Below are 15,798 nucleotides of genomic sequence, written 5' to 3' on the forward strand. Positions count from 1 at the left end.
TCAGGCCACCTTCCGCTCGGTCACCGTCCGGACAAGGTTGCCAGCAGCAACGTCTCCGAGGTCGAGGTACTCCGCGCCGAGGTCGGCCGCGAGCTCCCCCGCCAGACCGAGCCGGACACCACGATGCGGCTCGCAGTCCACCACCACGGTCGCGATCCCGTGCTGGGCCAGCCATCCGGCGGCCTGGCGGGCGCGGGCGAACGCGTTGTCGCCGTAGGTGGCGCGGCCGTCGGTGACGAGTACGAGGAGCGGGCGACGACGGGGATCGCGGATCGCGGCAATCCGCAGTGCCTCTGCTGCTTGGAGGAGCCCTTCGGCGAGCGGGGTGCGACCGCCGGTCGGGAGGGATTCGAGCCGTCGTACGGCGGTCTCCACGCTGCCCGTCGGCGGGAGGACGACCGTGGCCGTCGCGCCGCCGAACGTGACCAGGCCGACGGTGTCACGCCGCTGGTACGCATCGAGCAGCAGCGAGACGATCGCAGTCTTCACCTCGCCCATCCGCTTCTTCGTCCCCATCGAACCGGACGCATCGACGCAGAACAGCACGAGGTTGCCCTCACGCCCTTCGCGTACGGCGAGTCGCACGTCGGACGACCGTACGGTGAGCCCAGCGCCGACCCGCCCCCGAGCACGCTGATGCGGCGCCGCAGACCGAATAGTCGCGAGCAAGTGCGGCCGCCCGGACTCCCGTCCGGCGCGCGCCCGATCACCCACCACACGCCCAACCTCAGTAATAGCCCGAGACCGCCGCCCGGCCACTCCCGCACCAGCCGACTGAACACTCAGCAACCGCGCCTTGTACGGAGACGAACTCCCGACCACATCGCCCACAGGCGCAGCCCCCGGCCGCTCGCCCGACTCCGAGTCGCCCGACCGATCCTCCGCCGAGCCCGGCTGGCCCGCCGAGTCCGCCAGGTCGCGGTCAGCCGAGTCCTGCGCGAGATCGCGATCCGGCGAGTCCGCCGCCGGGTCTCCGGCGTCCGCCTCTCCACCCGACCCGCCTGGCCCGCCAGGGCCGGGCGGGTTGTCGTCGGGATCAGTCGGCGGGGGCGTGCTGTTGTTGATTGCTTCTTCCAGTTGGTCGTCGTCCAGGCCCGGGGCGTCGAACGGGTTGCGGCGTTTGCGGTGCGGGAGCGCCAGCTTGGCAGCGGCCCGCACGTCTTCGACCTCGACGACAGTGCGCCCGGACCAGGCCGCGTGTGCCACCGCCGTACGCGCCGTGACGAGATCCGCACGCATCCCATCGACATCGAACGACGCGCAGATCTCGGCGATCTGCCGAAGCGCCGAGTCGGTCAGGATCACCTCGGAGAGCAGGTCGCGCGCCTTGACGATGCGCTCGGCGAGCTTCCGCTGCGGACCGTCGTACCGCGCGACAAAGCCCTCCGGACCAGCCTCGTACGTGAGCCGCGCCCGCATCACCTCAACGCGCACCGCGGGATCCCGACTGGCAACCACGTCCACCGTCAGACCGAACCGGTCGAGCAGCTGCGGCCGCAGCTCGCCCTCCTCCGGGTTCATCGTCCCAACCAGCACGAACCGCGCCGGGTGGGTCACCGAGACGCCATCCCGCTCAACGGTCGCCCGCCCCATCGCAGCAGCATCGAGCAGTACGTCAACCAGATGGTCATGCAACAGATTGACCTCATCGACATACAGCAACCCACGATTGGCCGCCGCAAGCAGACCAGGCTCGTACGCCGTAACGCCTTCGGCCAAAGCCTTCTCCAAGTGCAGCGAACCGAGCACCCGATCCTCGGTCGCTCCCACCGGCAACTCGACCAGCCGCGCCGGCCGCACCGTCCCCTCACCCGTATGCGGACCATCCAGACAATCCGCGTCCGGCCGCTCGGGATCGCACGAGAAGCGGCACCCGGGTACGACGTCCACCGGCGGCAGGATCTCGGTCAGCGCGCGGACCGCGGTCGACTTCGCCGTACCCTTCTCGCCCCGGATCAGCACGCCGCCGATCGCCGGTGAGATCGCGGCCAGGATCAGCGCGAGCTGGAGGTCCTCCATGCCGACCACGGCGGTGAACGGGAAACCGGTGGAAGCTGCAGGCCGCATCGGCGGTGGGTCCCTTCGTCGAGCGGGTGTCCACGCCCGCTACGGCTGGTACGCCGTACCGCGGAGACCGCGACCCGGCGGACGACCGCGGATGTCCTGGCTTCCGGGAGGCAGCGAACTGCCTCCCGGTCACAGTGGCGGGACCGCCCCGGACTCCCAGCCTCAGCCAGTCACCGGTGTTCCTCCACAGCCGTCGCGCCGATCATGGCACACCTGGCCGACCGCCCGGGGCGCGGGTGATCAGCTGGGCCGTACTGCGTTCCACAGGTAGGTGTCGCGGCCGAACATGCCGCCGCCCGGTGTCAGTTGCTTGTCGTCGGACTCGAACGCCACGTGCTGGCCGTCGGCCGAGATGGCCGGGCCGACGCTGCCGATCCTGCCTCCGAACGGGTCGGTCTGGTCCTGGGCATGGGTGATCCAGACCAGGGAGCCGGTCTTGCGGTCGAGCCGGAACACGTCCGCGAGGATGCCTGAATCTCCACTCGTCAGGAGCGCGGGTGTCGAGAACGTCACATACCGCCCGTCAGCGGAGACGCCACTGCGGAAGACCGGACCGACGGCCGTCGAGGGATTGCCCTGGGAGTCGGCAGAGATCAGTTGCAGCCGGTTGGTCCGCAGATCACGCAGCCAGACGTTCGGGATCGGGTCGATGCCGACGCCGAGCCAGGAGATCTGGGTGAAGACGACGTACCGGCCGTCGTTCGAGAAGCTCGGATAGGCGGCCTCGACGATGATGGACCGCGGGTCGTGCGTCGCACCCAGCGAGACGGGTCGGGTCTTGTCCGCCGTGCGATCGCGGACGTACAGGATGATGTCGGTGATCGGCGGCGCCGGCGGGACGGGCACCAGCTCGGCCGGCGTTCCGAAGGCCACCCGGCGACCGTCGCCCGAGATCGCGGACAGGTTCGAGAAGGTGTTGAGCTGACCTCCGTCCGAGCTCACCGAGACCCGCTCGGTCCGCTGGGTCCGGAGGTCGCGGACGAACACGTCCTGCGTGTCGTTGGTGTCGCCAACGACGAGGTTGGTCGCGGCCGACGTGAACGCCACGTGGCTGCCGTCGGCCGAGATCTCCGACCCGACCGAGCTCAGGTTTCCCTGACCCTGGCTGCCCACCGAGACAAGCGTCGTACGCCCGGTCTTCAGGTCGCGCAGGAAGACATCGCCTTCGCCGCCGTTCGTGTCACCGGGGACCAGGTTCGAGGCGAACGAGGTGAAGGCGACGTACCGCCCGTCGGCCGAGATCGACCCCTCCCGGCTCTCGCCGTTCCCCTGCACGCCACCGTCGCCGACCGAGACGCGGGTCGTCCGCCCACGCACCAGGTCCCGGACGAACACGTCCCGCTGACCGTTGGTGTCGCCGGGCACAAGATCAGTGGCGTACGACGAGAAGACGACGTACCGCCCGTGGGCCGACACCCCTAGCCCCTTCTGCGTCCCGGCGGCCGACTCACCATCACCGCCGACCCCAGCCGGCGTGACCGACACCAGGTCGATCGAGTCACCCAACTGATCACCGGCAACCGCCGGCGCACTGGCCCCTCCCCCGACAACCGCAGCGACGGCAACCACTGCGAGAACAGTTCGAATCGGCCTCTGGACAAGGCGAAAACTCTCCATGATGTCCCCCTTCGGACACCAACTGAGATGCGTCGCACAACGCTGAAGTTATGCCCCGAAAACACTCAAACGCTTGCAATCGCCGGCGGGTGGTGCGAACTGGGGCTGAGGTGTTCACTGAGTATGCATGGGGGGTCTGCGGCCCGATCATCGATTCGCCGGACGCGTTGCCGAACAACAGTTTCTCGGCGAGGTACTGCGTGATGCCGTGGCCGGCCATCCGCGGGCGGTCGTCGTTCATGGCGAAGCCGGTATCGGCAAGACGCGCCTGATCCGTGAGATCTGTGGAAGTTCGGAGCTCCAGGTCCTCTGGGGTTCCTGCGTACGTTTCGGCGGCGCCTCGGTTCCGTTCGCGCCGATCATCGGGCTGCTGCAGGACTGGCTGGCTCGGGCGGATGCCGGCGAACGAGCCGAGGTGCTCGACGGGATCGATGGTCTGGCGGCTTTGCTGCCCTCGCTCGGAGGCAGCACTGTCGCCACGACCCGGCTGCCGGTCCTGGTCGATCTGGCGACCAACCGGATTGCGCAACGACGTCCGACAGTCCTCGTCGTCGACGATCTGCAGTGGGCCGACGTCGCATCGCTCGACGTGTTGTCGTACCTGATCGCAGGTTTCCGGGACCAGCCGTTGGTGCTGATCGCGACCAGCCGGACCGAGGAACGACCCGAGGGTCATCCGCTCCATGCCTGGCTGGCGGACATGCGGCGGATGCCGTTGTTCAGCGAGATCCGGTTGGAGCCACTGGACCTGGATGCCACCAGCGCTCAGATCGAAGGCTTGCTGGGCATGGCGCCTGACCCCGGGCTCGTCGCCGAGGTTCTGGCCAGGTCGGACGGAAATCCGTACCTGATCGAGCTGATGGTTCGCGGTCTGTCCGGATCGGAACACACCCTCCCCGCGATCGTCCCGGTGGCGCTGCGCGAAGCCCTGCTCGCCGCCTGGCACAGCCTGTCCGACGAGGCGCGGCTGGTAAGCAGGATCCTCGCCGTCGGCGGCCGGCCGACGTCATCCGCCGTACTGACCGAGGTCTCGGCCGGCCACGGACTCAAGGCGGACCTGATCAGCCACTGGCTGTCGGAGGCGCAGGATCGCGGCGTGACGACCACCGCCGGTGGCGGCAGCTGGTGGTTCCGGCACCCGCTGCTTGCCGAGGTGCTGTACGACGGACTCTCGCCGGACGAAGCCGCCGACCTCCACGTCCGCTACATCCGAGTGCTGGACGAGCGGCCCACTGAGGTGACGGCCGCTGACCTCGCCGTCCACCACGAGAAGGCCGGCAACATCGATGCCACGTATCGCTGGTCACTCGTTGCGGCAGATCAGGCGGCGCGGCTGAGGGCGCCCGCGGAAGAGGCGATCGAGCTCCGCCGGGCGTGTGCGGTCTGGCAGTCGGTGTCACCGGCCATCCGCGGAACGCTCGACGACAGGATCGGACTGCTACGACGGACGAGCCTGGTGTGCGACCGAGCCGGCCTGCCGGAAGTCGTCGTGACGCTTCTCACCGAGGCTTTGAGCCTGGTGGACGAAGCGCAGGATCCAGGGCTGGCCTGCGAGCTGATGATCGTGCTGGCAAACGCCCGCTGGCAGTTGACAACGCCCGGGGCGGTGCACCTGGAAGAGATCCGCGCAGCGATTGCGCTGACCGAGGACATCCCGGACAGCGCTGGGCGCGCCGTCGCATTCGCCGAGCTGGCGGAGTACGAGGACATGTACGGCATGCCGGACAGCACTGGCCATGCGGAGGAATCCGTCCGGGTCGCGTTGCGGTCGGGCTCGCCGGCGGCTCTCGGCAGAGCACTCTGCGCCCGCGCGGCCGTGTACGACAGGTCAGCACCGCTGGATTCGCTCGCCGACGCGGATCGCTCGGAGCAGTTGGCACGGTCCTGCGGCGATCTCGACACCTCCGTCAACGCCGGCATCTGGCGCTTCGACGCCCTGCATGCACTCGGCCGGCGAGACGAAGCAGCTGACGTCACGCGCGCGGCCTACCACGACGCCGTCGCCGGCGGCGCCGGCATCTGGGCCTACTTCCTCGCCTACCAGGCTGCCCTCGAGCTGATCGACCTCGGCCGCTGGGGCGAGTGCCGGGCGATGCTGCGATCAGCCGTGGCGGCACGTTGCAACGGCATCCCCGGAGCAGGGATCAGGTTGGCCGCGAGCCTGCTGGCGGTGCGATCGGGGCGGATCGAGGAGGGGCGGCAGCATTTCGATCGGGCGCTCGAGCTGGTCTCCGAGGACTTCAACCCGCTCCGCCCGGTGATGACCGTCACCGGTATCGAACTGATGAGCGCCGAAGGTCACGTCGCCGACGCCGTGAGCTGGGCTCGCCCCCGGCTGTCGGTTCCCGAATATCCCGAGCCGGACGACGACGAGGCGCTTCCGGTGTATGCGTTCGCAGCGGCCGAGACCGCCCGGAACGCCGGTCAGCACGGCCTCGCGGCCTCGGAGTCGGTCGACGGCGTTCTTGCCGACTGGGCGTGGGAGCCGTTCGCCCACGCCCTCGGTGGGGTGGATGCCCAGTCGATGAAACGGTCGCTGGTGGCGGCCGAGCTGGCCCGCTGCCGCAACACCGCGGATCAATCGGACCTGTGGCGTCAGGTCATCGAAACCGCGAGTACGGCGGGAAGTCGCTGGCACGAGGCCGTGGCCCGGTGGCGCTGCGCCGAGGCGGGCTTGACGAGCGGCTGGCCGCCGTCGAAGGCGGGCGAGCTGCTGCGGCAGGCGCATCTCCGCGCGGTCGAACTCGGTGCCCGGCCCTTGCAGACCGAGATCGAGTCGCTGGCCCGCCGGTCGAAGATCGATCTCAGCGCGCCGATCCCGGTCGTGCAGGATGCCGGCGACGCACGGTTGGCGGGGCTCACCGAGCGCGAGCGGGAGGTGCTGTCGTTCCTGGTGGCCGGCCGGTCCAACGGCGAGATCGCGAAGGAGCTCTTCATCAGCGACAAGACGGTCAGCGTGCATGTGTCCAACATTCTTCGGAAGACCGGGACGACGAGCCGGGTGGCGGCCGCCGCTCTGGCTGAGCGACGGCCGCCGGGTCAGTGAACCTGCGCTGGATGGCGACGCCGATAGGCCCAGAGGACTGCCAGGGCGATGCCGGCGCCGCCGATGGCGCTCGCACCGGCCTGCACGGCCTCGGTGACGGCGTCGTCGACCTGGATCGTCGCTCCCGGGTCGTGGACAACCACGACAGGCGTGCGGTAGTCGTCCTCCGGGTCGATCGGGTACGCCGATGCCTGGACCGCGCCGGCCACGGCGAACCCGCAAGCTACGACGGGTACTGCGATGAAGGTGCAGATGTGCTTCACGGTTCCTCCTCACGGCGCGGATCGCCGTCTGCATTCACCGTGCGGCCGGACCACCGGTCACCACATCCGGCGTTCCCCCTCAGATCCGCGACGTACCCCCTTAGCCGCCTCAGGCGAGGCGTTTCGCGAGGGCGGTAGCGGCTGCGTCGTCCTTGACCTCGCCGATGCCGACGATCGGGGTGACGGTGACGAAGCCCTCGGCCAGGAGCGCCTCGTCGGTGTCGGGGATCGGGTTGGCGCGTGGGGGTTCGAGTTCGATCATCGGCTCGCCTGTGGGGGCGGTTGCGCCGATGACGCGGGAGCGCTTGATCGGGGCCAGGGAGGCGTGCCGTACGCCGGACAGCTGGTCGAGGGGGCGGTCAGGGACGTTGATCGTGAGCACTGTGCCGGCCGGCTCGTCGACGATCCAGCCAAGGGCCTCTCCGGCGATCGTCGCGGCGGTCGGCCAGTGGCCCGGGTCCTCGGAGTCGATGCTCACGGCAACCGCCGACGTACCCTGACCGGCCGCCGTCAGCGCCGCGGCCACCGTCCCGGAGTGGAAGATCGGTACGCCGATGTTGTGCCCGCGGTTGATCCCGGACAGCACCAGATCCGGCGCCCGACCGAACGCTCCGACGTTCGCCAGTGTCACCGCGAGTGCCGGCGTCCCCTCGATCCCGGTGAACGTGACGCCGTTCTCGACGTCCGACTCGGTCCGGATCGGCCGCCCGACCATCCTGGCCCGCGCGGAGCCGACACCGCTCTCGTCGAGCAACGGCGCGACCACGACTACGTCGTACCCGAGCTCGGCGATCGCCGGCGCGAGCGCACGGATCCCCGGTGCGAGATAGCCGTCGTCGTTGGTGATCAGGACTCGTAGCTGCTCAGCGGGCATGCGTCCACCCAATCAGCCGCGGTCCTCGATGTCACCCTCCGTCTCAAGTACTGCGCTCCGCAGCGTCTCCAGCGCCTCGGCCGACGGCTCCGCCCACAGCCCGCGCTGAGCCGCCTCCAGCAGGCGTTCCGCGATGCCGTGCCGCGCCCACGGGTTGGACTTGCGGAAGAACTCCGCCATCTCCGGATCCTTGACGTACTCCGTTGTCAGCGTCTCGTACATCCAGTCGTCGACCACGCCCGCGGTCGCGTCGTACCCGAACAGGTAGTCGACGGTCGCCGCCATCTCGAACGCGCCCTTGTACCCGTGCCGTCGCATCGCGGACATCCACCGCGGGTTCACCACCCGGGCCCGGAAGACCCGCTTCGCTTCTTCCTCGAGCGTTCGCGTCTTCACCTGCGCGGGTACGGCGGAGTCGCCGACGTACGCCTTCGGGTTGGAGCCGGTGAGGTGGCGGACCATCGCGATCATGCCGCCGTGGTACTGGAAGTAGTCGTCGGAGTCCATGATGTCGTGCTCGCGGGTGTCCGCGTTCTTGGCCGCGACCTGGATCCGGGCGTACGCGCGTTCCATCGAACCACGGGCCTCCGCGCCGTCGAGGTCCTTGCCGTAGGCGTACCCGCCCCAGACGGCGTACACCTCGGCCAGCTCGGCATCGGTGCGCCAGTTGCGCGCGTCGACGAGCGGCAGCAGGCCGGCGCCGTACGAGCCGGGCTTGGACCCGAAGACGCGGGCGGTCGACTGCCTCACATCGTTGCCCGCAGCAACGTCCGCGTCGACGTGGGCCTTGAGGAAGTTGTCCTCGGGCGACTCGTCGAGGGCGGCGACGGTACGCACGGCTTCGTCGAGCAGCGCGACCACGTGCGGGAACGCGTCCCGGAAGAAGCCGGAGATCCGGATCGTCACATCGATCCGCGGGCGACCGAGCTCCTCCAGCCCGACCACCTCGAAGCTCGTCACCCGCCGTGACGCCTCGTCCCACACCGGGCGGCACCCGAGGAGCCACAACACCTCGGCAAGGTCATCACCCTGGGTGCGCATCGCCGACGTACCCCAGATCGTCAACCCGACCGACCGCGGGTACTCCCCCGTCTCGGCCTGGTGTCTCGCGAGCAGCGAGTCCGCGAGCGCGACGCCGACGTCCCAGGCGTTCCGGCTCGGGATCGCCTTCGGATCGACGGCGTAGAAGTTGCGTCCAGTCGGCAGAACGTTGACGAGCCCACGAGTCGGCGACCCCGACGGACCTGCCTCGACGAACCGCCCGTCGAGAGCCCGCAGCACGTTCGCCACCTCATCGCCCGTGCGTGCGAGGCGCGGCACAACCTCCTCAGCCGCGAACGTCAACGACTGCGCGACGTCGGCAGAGTCCCGGGCCAGCACCTCGGCGACCACGACCGGGACCTTCGTCGCGTCCCAGCTCATCGTCTCCATCCCGACAACAAGCTTCCGCGCGACCGACTCGAGCAGGTCGACACCGTCGGCGCCACTCACCGCCGGCAGGTCGGCAAGCGTCGCCAGATCGGCGAGGTCAGTGGCCGCACCCGGGTTGGCCAGCAGCTCAGCTTCATCCACCCCGAAGGCCGAGCCCAGCGCGGTCCGCAACCCGGGGATCGAGTACGAACCACCCCACAGTTGCCGCGCCCGCAGGATCGCGAGCACCAGGTTCACCCGCGCCTCACCCATCGGTGCCCCACCGAGGATGTGCAGCCCGTCCCGAATCTGCACGTCCTTGATCTCGCAGAGATACCCGTCGAGATGCAGCACGAACTCGTCGAACTCGTCGTCTGATGGCTTGTCCGACGTGTGCAGATCATGGTGCAGCTGCGCCGCCTGGATCAACGTCCAGATCTGCGCGCGCAACGTCGGCACCTTCTCCGGATCGAGTGCGGACACCGTCGCGTACTCATCCAGCAAGTACTCCAGCTTCGCCATGTCGCCGTAGGTCTCGGCCCGCGCCATCGGCGGCACCAGGTGATCGACGACCGTCGCGTGCGCCCGCCGCTTCGCCTGCGTGCCCTCGCCCGGGTCGTTGACGATGAACGGGTACACCATCGGCAGATTCCCGAGCACCGCGTCCGGCGCGCTGTCGGCCGCCATCCCGATACCCTTGCCCGGCAGCCATTCCAGCGTCCCGTGCTTCCCCAGATGTACGACGGCCTGCGCACCGAAACCGCCCTCGTCGCGCGACGACTCCAGCCAGCGGTACGCCGCCAGGTAATGGTGCGACGGTGCCATGTCCGGATCGTGGTAGATCGCGACCGGGTTCTCGCCGAAGCCCCGCGGCGGCTGGATCATCAGCACGACGTTCCCGAACCGCAAGGCGGCCAGCGCGATCGCCGGCTCGTCGCCCGAGGAGTCGACGTACAACTCGCCGGGCGCCTCGCCCCAGGCCTCGATCATTGCCGCCTGCAACGACTCGGGAGTGCGACCGAACCAGGTGACGTAGGTGGACAGCGGGACCTTGGCGACGGCGTTGGCGAGCTGCTCGTCGGTCAGCCAGTCGACGTCGTGCCCACCGGCCGCGATCAAGCGATGGATCAGCCCGTCGGCCCCGTCCGCGCCCTGCAGTTCACTGAGGTCGAGCCCGCCGAGGTCGTACCCGGCCGCTTCCAGCTGACCGAGCAGGACGACGGCCGATGCGGGCGTGTCCAGACCGACCGCGTTCCCGATCCGCGCGTGCTTCGTCGGGTACGACGACAACACCAGCGCGATCCGCTTCTCCGCCGCCGGCACGTGCCGCAGCCGGGCATGCGCCACCGCGATCCCGGCCAGCCGCGCACACCGCTCGACGTCGGGCACGTAGCGCGCCAGCCCGTCGGCGTCGTACGACTTGAACGAGAACGGGATCGTGATCAGCCGCCCGTCGAACTCCGGGATCGCCACCTGCGTCGCCGCGTCCAGCGGGCTGATCGCAGCGTCGCTCTCGACCCACTGCTCGCGGGTCGACGTCAGCGCGAGCCCCTGAATCAACGGGATATCGAGCGAGGCCAGCGCACCGGCGTCCCAGGCGTCGTCCGCGCCACCTGCACTGGCGTTCGCCGCCACCGCCCCGCCGGCTGCGAGCAGTGTCGTGACGAGTACGTCGCACTTCCGCAGCAGGTCGAACAGCCCGACGTTCTCGGCGGGGTCGAGCCCGCGCAGCGTTCCGCAGTACACCGGAAGAGGCTGCGCACCGGCCTCGACCACCGCATTCGCGAGTGCGTCGACGAAGGCGGTGTTGCCGGAGATCTCATGCGCGCGGTAGTAGACGATCCCGACCACGGGGCGCTCGTCCTCGACAAACGTCCCCCGCAGTCCGTACGCCGGGAGCGCGCGCGGCGGCTCGAACTCGTCACCGGTCAGCAGCAACGTGTCCCGCAGGAAGCCGGCCAGGTTGCGGAGGTTGTCCGCGCCGCCCTCGCGCAAGTACGCCAGCGCCTCAGTGACCGCACCCGCCGGCACGGTCGACAACGACATCAGCTCGGCGTCGGGCGCAGCCTCACCGCTGACCACGACAACCGGCTTGCCCGACGCGAGGACCGCGTCGAGGCCCTCTTCCCACGCCCGGCGACCACCGAGGAGCCGGACGACGACGATCTCGGCGGCGTCCAGCAGCGGTCCGAGCTCGGTGAGCTCGAGGCGGGCAGGGTTCGCGACATTCCAGCCGGCGTCCGCCTCGGCGGCCGCGAGCAGGTCGGTGTCGGCGGTGGAGAGCAAAAGAAGCACGAAGGCGTTCCTTCCCCGGGGTATCCACGCCCCGAACGGAGGTACGACGGCGGCAGTTCCTGACTCCCCTTACGGGTCACAGTGGCGGGACCGCCCCGGACTCACACCGGGTTCCTGCTGATGCCGTCGATGACGCTCGTGACTCTAGCCGACGGTCGCGGCGTACCGGGTGCGAAGTCGTCCCACGTTGTCGCGTTGACCCTCGCGGTGCATTGGTATAGGGCGGAATCACAGGGTTTGTACTGCGGACGCCCTCCGGCGTCGCACGACAGCGTCTTTCTTCAGCACAGGCCGAGCCGGTTCTAGCTGAGCTGAAGGAGACAATCATGCGCTTGAAGGCCTGGAGACTTCTGGTCGTCGTACTGACCACCGGCCTCATCAGTCCTGCCCTGGTCGCCGCGCCGAGCCAGGCCGGCGGCGTCCGGGCAGGCCCGGCGGTGATCATCCAGTGGAACACCATCGCCGGCCGGACGATCTACGCGGAGAACGCCTCCCCGGTCCCGGTCGGGAGCCTGTACTACGGCTTCGTGTCGCTGGCCGTGTACGACGCGGTGGTGGCGATCGAAGGCCGCTACCAGCCGTACCTGAAGCAGCCCAAGGTCCGCGCGAAGGCGTCCTCGGAGGCGGCGGCCGCGACCGCGGCGTACGAGGTGCTGCGGTACTACTTCCCGGCCTCGGCCGCGAACCTCGCCACCGACTACACCGCATCACTCGGCGCTATCCCGGACGGTCGCGCGAAGACACGGGGAACCGAGGTCGGCAGGCACGCGGCGCAGACGCTGATCCAGGAGCGGGCCGACGACGGCAGGGGTGCGAACATCCAGCTGACGGTGACGCCCGCGCCCGGAGTCTGGCGCCCGACCCCGGATGCCCTCGCGCCGATGCTCGCCCCGTGGCTCGGATTCGTCGTACCGCTCGCGCTCCGATCGCCGACGCAGTTCCGGCTGCCCGGCCCTGATCGGATCACGTCCAAGGCCTACGCCCGGGACTTCGCCGAGGTGAAGGCGATGGGTGCGCTGGTCGGATCCGCCCGGACCCTGGCACAGACCGAGACCGCGGTCTTCTGGAACGCGAACGCCGTCCTGCAGTACCAAGCGGCGCTTCGAGGCCAGGTCACCGCACGAGGAATGGACATCGTCGACAGTGCCCGCGCGTTCGCCCTGCTCAGTACGAGCGTGGCCGATGCGCTGATCGCCTGCTGGCGAGCCAAGTACGACTACGCCTACTGGCGCCCGATCACCGCCGTACGACTGGCCGACACCGACGGGAACCCTGCCACCCAGGCCGACCCCAACTGGATGTCGCTGCTCCAGACGCCGCCCTATCCGGACTACGTCAGCGGCCACGCATCCATCACCGGAGCGGCAAGCGGAACCTTCAGCTACCTGTTCGGCGCCAGGTCGCTCGATCTGGACATCCCCGCCTTGGTGTCAACCGCGTCCCGGCACTTCGACAGCGCGGCGGCCCTCGATGCGGAGACCATGAACGCCAGGATCTGGCTCGGCTTCCACTTCCGGAAGGCGATGACCGACGCCAACCGCCTCGGCCACCGCACCGCGTCGTGGACGATCGGCCACGAGTTCCGGCCACGCCACCACTGAGCTTTGCTCGCCGCGCGCTGCGTCAGCGGTGCATCGCGTAGTGCGCGGCGAGCAGGTCCTTGCCCCAGTCGTTGCGGAGGTCGCGCCAGACCGAGTGGATGTGGTTGGCGTTGTCCTGGGTGTTGTCGTACTCGGCGAGGAAGCTCGGGCCGGCGATCGAGTAGTAGTGGCGGTGCCCGATACCCGGCTCGGTCTCTCCGGCCCATGCGAACGTCAACTGCTCGATGCCGTGCTCGGTGATGTCCTGCCAGGTCTGCAGGCCGATCGGGCCGGCCGCGCGTCCGACGTACTGGCCGATGAGGAGGCTGAGGATCTGACGCTGGTCCTCGTTCATGTCGCCGTACGACAGGCCGCGGTGCAGCAGCGACGCGTCGGCGACCGGGTCGTGGCGGGTCAGGATGTCGTCGGGCGCTTCGTCGGAGACCAGGGCCGTGGTCAGCTGACCCGGCTCGAGCGCGTGGAGGAGCTGGAAGCCCAGGTCCTGTTCGGCGGCCAGGAAGCGTCGCCCGGCCTTCGGACCGCTGAGGACCTCGGCCGGGTTCGACCCGATGAACTGCGGGGTGAACGCGATCGCACCCTCGACGAGCGTGACGTGCAGCGCGAGGTGGTGCCCGTTCAGCCGCCAGGCCCACGGGTCGGTCCCGTTCGGGTCGCCGAGCACCCGGAGGAAGTACCGGTCGCCGACGATCGAGCCCTCCCACTCCCCCGACGGCGGCAGGTCCGGCAGCCCGCGTACGACGACCTCCGCGTCGAGGACCGCCCAGATATCGGCCGCACCCCGGTCGCTGCACCCGGTCGCGACCAGTCGCTCGACCAGCTTCTGCTGGGTCGGCGTGAGCTCGGTCAAAGCGAGCCCGGGCACCGCGCCGGGCAGATACGTCCACTGCTGGTGGTCCGGTGTGTCGAACGGAGCGCGGATCTTCTCGAGCTGCGCCGGCGTGAGGCTCGCCAGCAGTTCGAGGACCGCGTCCCGTGTCTGCGCTACAACCATGCCGATCGCTCCCGTTCCGTCGGTTCGTAAGGCGTCCACTGCTCGAACGGCCGATCCAGCTTGTACCGGAAATCGGGTTGCCGCAGCAGGACGCGTGTTTCCGCGTTGCCAGGATTACGCAGCGACTCGAAGAACCGGACCGACCAATGGAACCAGCGTGTGCAGAACAACCGCATCGTCAACCCGTGCGAGACCAGTAGCACGTTCCGCGGCGCGTCCGGGTTCTCGAAGTCGCGGTGCATCGTCTCCAGGAACGTCGACACCCGGTCGTAAACGTCCGCACCCGACTCGCCCTGCGTGAACCGGTAGAAGAAGTGCCCGAACGAGTCCCGCAGCTTCTCCTGCCGCTCGATGTCCGCGGTGTCCTGCAGGTTGGCCCAGTCCTGCTCGCGCAGCCGCGGCTCCTCGCGCGGCATCTCGATCAGGTCGTCCAGCCCGAGCGAGTCGAGGGTCTGCCGGGCCCGCAGGTACGGCGATACGTACACGCGAACCGGCTCGTTCTCGAACAGCTCCCGCAGGTCCTTACCCGCCTTCACCGCCTGCTCGTGCCCGTGCTGTGTCAGCGGTACGGCGTGATCGGGGATCCGCTCGTAGACGGTCTTGTCCAGATTCGCCTCGGACTCCCCGTGCCGCATCAGAACGATCCGTGCCGGCCGATGACTCAACCCCATCGCTTTCCCTTCGTGATGGCGGTGATGGCGGCGACGGCTGCCGCAGCCACCCCGACCCGGCGGGCCAGCGCGGCCGTCCTCCGGACGTCGGCGACTGTCGGCGCAGGCCCGTCCCCCAGCGTGCCACGGTCTTCCTGGTAGCTGCCGTAGTCGTTGGTCCCGCCGAGCGTGAGATCGAGTGCGCCGGCGAAGGACGCCTCGACGGGGCCGGCGTTCGGGCTCGGATGCTTGACTGCGTCGCGCCTCCAGACAGCTGTCGCCTCGCGCGGCCGCCCGGCGGCGAGCCCGGTGAGGACCGCGCATACCCGCGCCGGCACCAGGTTCAGTAGGTCGTCCAAGCGCGCCGCCGCCCATCCGAAGTTCTGGTACTTCGGTGACCGGTAGCCGACCATCGCGTCCAAGGTGTTCGCCACTCGGTAACCGAGGAGGCCGGGGATGCCGAGGACTCCGCCCCAGATGAGTGGCGCGACGCAGGCGTCCGAGGTGTTCTCGGCGATCGACTCGACCGTTGCGCGGGCCAGCTCGTCCGCCTCCAGGTCGGTGGCGTCGCGGGCGCACAGGTGGCTCAGGCGGTCGCGGGCGGCCGGGATGTCCTTGTCCTCGAGGAGCGCAGCCATCGCCTCGGCTTCGCGCTCGAGACTGCGTGCGCCGAGCACGGTCCAGGTCGCGGCGGCGGTGGCTGCGGTGTGGAGGATCGGATGGTTGCGGGTCATTCGCTCGACCACGAGTCCGAGGACTGTGGTGGTTCCTACGAGGATTGTGGTGTGGACGGCGCCGGCTGCGCGGGAGTCGGCGTACAGCTGGCGCTCCAGGCGAGCGGCCGTCTGGCCGAAGCCGGCAACCGGGTGGAAGCGCCGCGGGTCGCCGAGCACACGGTCAGCAACAAACCCGAGAAGAATCCCCAACGCCCTCGACGCAGCCGAGTGGGTGGTCGTGGAGCGCACCTCAGCAGTCTGACAGGTC

At 69.4% G+C, this 15,798-nt stretch carries 10 protein-coding genes and 2 riboswitches; of the genes, 2 read left to right on the forward strand and 8 right to left on the reverse strand.

The features are described from left to right. Both EV645_RS41035 and EV645_RS41040 read right to left on the reverse strand, forming a co-directional pair. Nucleotides 1–2,067: a magnesium chelatase subunit D family protein gene (locus EV645_RS41035; protein ID WP_130450641.1), complete on the reverse strand. Its 2,067-nt coding sequence runs from the start codon at nucleotides 2,065–2,067 to the stop codon at nucleotides 1–3. A gap of 69 nt (nucleotides 2,068–2,136) precedes the next feature. Then, nucleotides 2,137–2,274, reverse strand: a riboswitch (cobalamin riboswitch). A 33-nt stretch (nucleotides 2,275–2,307) separates the two neighbouring features. After that, nucleotides 2,308–3,573 (reverse strand): TolB-like translocation protein, encoded by a 1,266-nt coding sequence (locus tag EV645_RS41040; protein WP_206751470.1) that lies wholly within the window; start codon nucleotides 3,571–3,573, stop codon nucleotides 2,308–2,310. A 238-nt stretch (nucleotides 3,574–3,811) separates the two neighbouring features. On the opposite strand from EV645_RS41040, the gene EV645_RS43275 reads away from it, so the two are divergent. Beyond that, on the forward strand, nucleotides 3,812–6,730 hold the full coding sequence (locus tag EV645_RS43275; RefSeq protein WP_130450645.1) for a helix-turn-helix transcriptional regulator: 2,919 nt from the start codon (nucleotides 3,812–3,814) through the stop codon (nucleotides 6,728–6,730). Here the strand turns inward: EV645_RS43275 and EV645_RS41050 are convergent. From EV645_RS41050 to cobN, 3 genes are all read right to left on the reverse strand, one after another. Beyond that, the gene (locus EV645_RS41050) at nucleotides 6,724–6,993 is read right to left on the reverse strand and encodes a hypothetical protein (protein WP_130450647.1); all 270 of its coding nucleotides are present in this window, start codon (nucleotides 6,991–6,993) and stop codon (nucleotides 6,724–6,726) included. The genes EV645_RS43275 and EV645_RS41050 overlap by 7 nt on opposite strands. 109 nt (nucleotides 6,994–7,102) lie before the next feature. After that, nucleotides 7,103–7,867, reverse strand: a complete 765-nt coding sequence (gene surE, locus EV645_RS41055; RefSeq protein WP_130450649.1) for a 5'/3'-nucleotidase SurE — start codon at nucleotides 7,865–7,867, stop codon at nucleotides 7,103–7,105. Between the two features lie 12 nt (nucleotides 7,868–7,879). Then, the gene (cobN, locus tag EV645_RS41060) at nucleotides 7,880–11,572 is read right to left on the reverse strand and encodes a cobaltochelatase subunit CobN (RefSeq protein ID WP_198682183.1); all 3,693 of its coding nucleotides are present in this window, start codon (nucleotides 11,570–11,572) and stop codon (nucleotides 7,880–7,882) included. Between the two features lie 33 nt (nucleotides 11,573–11,605). Further along, a riboswitch (cobalamin riboswitch) is annotated at nucleotides 11,606–11,747 on the reverse strand. A 151-nt stretch (nucleotides 11,748–11,898) separates the two neighbouring features. Here cobN and EV645_RS41065 point away from each other — a divergent pair. Further along, nucleotides 11,899–13,173 (forward strand): vanadium-dependent haloperoxidase, encoded by a 1,275-nt coding sequence (locus tag EV645_RS41065; protein WP_130450651.1) that lies wholly within the window; start codon nucleotides 11,899–11,901, stop codon nucleotides 13,171–13,173. A 22-nt stretch (nucleotides 13,174–13,195) separates the two neighbouring features. On the opposite strand, the gene EV645_RS41070 is transcribed toward EV645_RS41065, so the two are convergent. Genes EV645_RS41070 through EV645_RS41080 form a run of 3 tightly spaced genes read right to left on the reverse strand, consistent with a single transcriptional unit; the run spans nucleotide 13,196 to nucleotide 15,779 of the window. Beyond that, nucleotides 13,196–14,164, reverse strand: coding sequence for a DUF3500 domain-containing protein (locus tag EV645_RS41070; protein WP_130450653.1), 969 nt, complete (start codon nucleotides 14,162–14,164; stop codon nucleotides 13,196–13,198). Then, the gene (locus EV645_RS41075; RefSeq protein ID WP_242000980.1) at nucleotides 14,155–14,799 is read right to left on the reverse strand and encodes a histidine phosphatase family protein; all 645 of its coding nucleotides are present in this window, start codon (nucleotides 14,797–14,799) and stop codon (nucleotides 14,155–14,157) included. Before EV645_RS41075 ends, EV645_RS41070 begins: the two co-directional genes overlap by 10 nt. A 26-nt stretch (nucleotides 14,800–14,825) precedes the next feature. Further along, nucleotides 14,826–15,779, reverse strand: coding sequence for a cobalamin biosynthesis protein (locus EV645_RS41080; protein ID WP_242000981.1), 954 nt, complete (start codon nucleotides 15,777–15,779; stop codon nucleotides 14,826–14,828). Between the last annotated feature and the right edge of the window lie 19 nt (nucleotides 15,780–15,798).

This window comes from Kribbella rubisoli (genome assembly GCF_004217145.1).
Lineage (GTDB): Bacteria > Actinomycetota > Actinomycetes > Propionibacteriales > Kribbellaceae > Kribbella > Kribbella rubisoli.

Bases quoted from the DNA above. Each gene is read 5' to 3' on its own strand.
- EV645_RS41035 (WP_130450641.1), bottom strand. From the start codon at position 2,067: ATGCGGCCTGCAGCTTCCACCGGTTTCCCGTTCACCGCCGTGGTCGGC.
- EV645_RS43275 (WP_130450645.1), top strand. From the start codon at position 3,812: ATGGGGGGTCTGCGGCCCGATCATCGATTCGCCGGACGCGTTGCCGAA.
- surE (WP_130450649.1), bottom strand. From the start codon at position 7,867: ATGCCCGCTGAGCAGCTACGAGTCCTGATCACCAACGACGACGGCTAT.
- EV645_RS41065 (WP_130450651.1), top strand. From the start codon at position 11,899: ATGCGCTTGAAGGCCTGGAGACTTCTGGTCGTCGTACTGACCACCGGC.
- EV645_RS41070 (WP_130450653.1), bottom strand. From the start codon at position 14,164: ATGGTTGTAGCGCAGACACGGGACGCGGTCCTCGAACTGCTGGCGAGC.
- EV645_RS41075 (WP_242000980.1), bottom strand. From the start codon at position 14,799: ATGCGGCACGGGGAGTCCGAGGCGAATCTGGACAAGACCGTCTACGAG.